Origin of the sequence: Plebeiibacterium sediminum, from assembly GCF_026013605.1 — a bacterium.
Lineage (GTDB): Bacteria > Bacteroidota > Bacteroidia > Bacteroidales > Marinilabiliaceae > Saccharicrinis > Saccharicrinis sediminus.
In genome coordinates, this window is the sequence record NZ_JAPDPJ010000148.1 from 1 (window position 1) to 3,824 (window position 3,824).

At 29.3% G+C, this 3,824-nt stretch carries 4 protein-coding genes; all 4 read left to right on the forward strand.

Annotated elements, in window-relative coordinates:
• Positions 1 to 297: 297 nt before the first annotated feature.
• The 4 genes from OM075_RS24455 to OM075_RS24470 all read left to right on the forward strand — a co-directional run bounded on the left by OM075_RS24455 (position 298) and on the right by OM075_RS24470 (position 3,714).
• Positions 298 to 1,248, forward strand: coding sequence for a S41 family peptidase (locus OM075_RS24455; protein ID WP_301193189.1), 951 nt, complete (start codon positions 298 to 300; stop codon positions 1,246 to 1,248).
• A gap of 172 nt (positions 1,249 to 1,420) precedes the next feature.
• The gene (locus OM075_RS24460) at positions 1,421 to 1,777 is read left to right on the forward strand and encodes a hypothetical protein (RefSeq protein WP_301193190.1); all 357 of its coding nucleotides are present in this window, start codon (positions 1,421 to 1,423) and stop codon (positions 1,775 to 1,777) included.
• Positions 1,778 to 1,861: 84 nt separating this feature from the next.
• Positions 1,862 to 2,743 carry a TlpA family protein disulfide reductase gene (locus OM075_RS24465; protein WP_301193191.1) on the forward strand — a complete coding sequence of 294 codons (882 nt, stop codon included), beginning with the start codon at positions 1,862 to 1,864 and terminating at the stop codon, positions 2,741 to 2,743.
• An 89-nt stretch (positions 2,744 to 2,832) separates the two neighbouring features.
• A complete protein-coding gene (locus OM075_RS24470; RefSeq protein ID WP_301193192.1) occupies positions 2,833 to 3,714 on the forward strand; it encodes a hypothetical protein in 882 nt (293 codons plus the stop codon).
• Positions 3,715 to 3,824: the final 110 nt, after the last annotated feature.

Genomic DNA, 3,824 nt, shown 5'->3' on the forward strand with positions numbered 1-3,824 from the left:
GATGTAATTTTGTCACACTAACCATTTTTAGTTACCCAAATCCAAGGGGGTCAATATGACCGGAATGAGGGGTCAACATCACCGGAATATCTAAAAAAACATAAAAACCTTTTTTTTCAACTTGATTCATCGGATTTTTATAATGAAATTGATACTCTTAAAATACATATTAATCAATATAATGACTTTGAGATAATAATAAAATTACAACAAATTATTGCTAAGGCAGGTGATAGTCATACTAACATTGATTATTATAGTATTTCAAAGAGAAAAGGACAAATTCCAATTGGAATTATGTGGTTTAAAGATGGTTATTATCCCATATTAATTCCTGAAAATGGACAGGATATAAAAGGGAAAAAACTAATTGCCATTAATAAACATTTAATTAATGAAGTTGTTGATTCGCTTTCAACTCTTATTGGTGAAACCAATGAAGCACTTCTTAAAAAACAATTTCCAAATTATGTTACGCACATAGCATTGCTGGAATATTTTAAATTCTTGCAAAATGATACAATTCAATTAATATTTCAAGGTGAAAATGGTGACAAATCGAGTCTGATTTATTCTAAAGACATTAGAAATAATATTTTAAAATACGGCATGCCAAAAATGCTTCAAACTAACACCAGTCCACTCTATTGGTCAAATATGGATAAGATATTTTGGATGGAAATCATTGACTCTGAAAACATACTTTATGTTGGATATAATAAATGTTTCGGAAAAGAGGTTGCGACTTTATGTGGTTATAAGAATGTTGAAAATCTTCCTTCTTTTCAAGAATTTACTCAAAGACTATTTAGTTGTATAGATACATCAAGTTTTGATAAACTAATATTTGACTTAAGATTAAATGCAGGTGGCTCTTCTATCCAAGGAACAAAACTTATTGATGAATTAGCCAAATATGATGTAATAAATACAAAAGGAAAGTTATTCGTTGTAATTGGTCGAAGAACTTACTCATCTGGACTAATTAATGCATTGGATTTCAAAAACAAAACAGAAGCTATATTAGTTGGGGAATCAACAAGTGGGAAACCAAATCATTATGGTGAAGTGAAACAATTTCAACTTCCAAAAAGTGGAATCAATATTAATTATTCGAGTGACTATTTTAAATATCTAAAAGAAGACCCAAATTCTTTATGTCCTGACATTTATGTTGAACCAACTTATAATGATTTTGAGAATGGAGAAGATCCTGTATTGAAAATAATATTAGAGTATGAAGATTAACTGGCGAGAACACGGTATATAAAACATTTGGCGGATAGTGCTAATTTTAAGAGCAGTACATTTAATAAACATAGCAACGGTTTGATAGGAAATCGCTTTGAAATGCCAAACGTTTCATATACCCATCCGTTAGGCAACATTGTTGACTTACAAAATATAAAAAATAAATTTTATGAAAACTACATTTGTATTAATCTTTAGCATTCTTGCAGTTGGATTTATTTGGAGTCAGAAGAATGAAAACACTGAAAAATCATATGTAACCCTTAAATCTGAATATATTAACAATTTGAATGGTAAAGTTCTTAGTAAAGTAAAATCGGAACAAGAACTCAAGTTGATTATTTCGGTAACTAATTCTTCAATAAAAGAGTTAGTACTATACAATACTTCGGATAATTTAGCGCTATTTGAATATGCTAGTAAGGATGATAAAATTAATTGTAGTATTAAAGATCAAAATAAAAGAATCGCTATTTTTAAAATCACCCCCAACGGCGCAGATGTTAGAATATTTTATGCTAAATAGAAGTCGATCAAAATTAAATAGTGCGATTTGCAAAACAAAGAGAATAGAACATCCAAATACTATATTCACATTTTACATAGTCCCATGAAATCAATTATTACAATTATATTATTATTTAAAATCGCATGTACAATTAATGCTCAGGAAGTTTATAAGAACAAAGCACAAGCTAATGCAGAACGATTAATCAAAGCAGTAAATGAAGATGATTATATTACTTATGCAGATTACTTCACACCTGAAATATATCCATGGGAAGATAAAACAAACTTGTATGATACATGGAATAAAATGCTTACCAGAGATACACGTATATTTTCGGATATTAAGTTAGAAAGATTTGGCATTTTTAATGATACTCAACAAGCCTATTTTAGTTTAAAAATTGGAGAAGTAGATGCATCAATTATCGGCATTTCTTTAGATACTGGTCAAACATGGCATTTTACTAACTTTATTACTGTATTTAATTTCAAAGATATTAAGGAAAGACAGATGCATCAGTTGGATATTTCATTTGCCGACCTTGATGTTAATTATAATAATAGAGTTTCTTATGAAGAAGGTGAATCCATTACTCCTTTCGAGTTTACTGATTTGCAGGGTAGAACATGGAAATCAGATGAATTAAAAGACAAAATTATCGTGTTGAATTTTTGGAGCACAAGTTGCCCACCTTGTATAAAGGAAATACCTGAATTAAATAAACTAGTCGATAAAAAGTCTGATAAAGATATTGTCTTTATCGCTGTAGCATTTCATTCAGACAAAGAATATATTTTGAATAGTTTTTTACCTAAAAATCCATTTCTTTATAACATTGTATTGGCAAATGGGAATGATTATCAAGTCAATTCATTACCAACTAATATCATAGTTGATACGAATCAAAAAGTTGTTGGAAAAATAATTGGATACAGTAGCGAGAATATATCAAAACTTAAAAGCATACTTGACACTTTATAAATAACGTTGCCTAAAAAGCCATCATAATACATTGCGCGTGAGGTAATTGAGGTTAGTGAAATTAGGAGGTCAGGCAAAGATAATTAACTTTGTGGAAGAACGGAAAAGCACAACGTATCATATGGCCAATCCGTTGGCAACAAGCTAAAGCAGCACTCATGAAACAGTACGGTACAAAAATATTATATGGAATTTTAATTATTGGATTTATTATTTCAATAATTCATGCTTTTAATGACAGTGGAGGTTCTGCATTTGGAAATATAATAGAGACTCTAATTATCATTTCTTTATTGATATTTATAGTATCAATTGCTTATTTACTATTCTCATTTAAGTACTATTCAAATAAAGTAAGTTTTTGGATTCTTTTTCTTGCATCTTGTCCTCTATCAATAAATTATATCAGATACTCAGCTGCTGAATTATATTTAGAATTGATTGATACTACAACTCCCAAAGAGTATGTATATAATTTAAAAGTTGACTCAAGTAAATACCAAGCAGATAAAATTAGACTTCAGAATCAAGTTGACAGTTTAATCAAAATTAAAATAATACAGAAGCCATCAGAATTAGCTAGAAGGTACTTTAATGGTCAGTTTTTTAATGATTCAATTGAAAGAGATTGGGCAATAGATTTGCCAACTGGACTTGATTATATGGAGACTGTTATTGATACTTTGTTTTATGCTGAAAATGGAAATGATGTTATTGCTGGACTATTAATAAATAAAGTATATAATGACTATATGAATTATCCGAACGGAGGTGTAGAATTCATCGGGAGAGGATTTATATATGATAAAACTGAAATTAAACCTTTTAAATTGTTAAGGAATTCGGTATCGGGTCATGAAACATATGAAACTTGTTCAGATAAACTAAGATATTTCTATTTAAAAAAGATAGGGTCTTATAAGAATCGGTTGAATATGAATGATATAAGATTTCTTTATGGAGAAAAGTAAGAAAAGCCAGTTGCCAACACTTAGCCTCTAATGTAGGGTTGCTTGCATACCCTACAGATTGGAGGGTTTGTTGAACTAAACAATATTCCAGCAAATAATCTATAAAGTAT

What these genes read in the sequence shown, in the direction of transcription:
- OM075_RS24455 (WP_301193189.1), top strand. Translation starts at nt 298, where the DNA reads ATGTGGTTTAAAGATGGTTATTATCCCATATTAATTCCTGAAAATGGA.
- OM075_RS24460 (WP_301193190.1), top strand. Translation starts at nt 1,421, where the DNA reads ATGAAAACTACATTTGTATTAATCTTTAGCATTCTTGCAGTTGGATTT.
- OM075_RS24465 (WP_301193191.1), top strand. Translation starts at nt 1,862, where the DNA reads ATGAAATCAATTATTACAATTATATTATTATTTAAAATCGCATGTACA.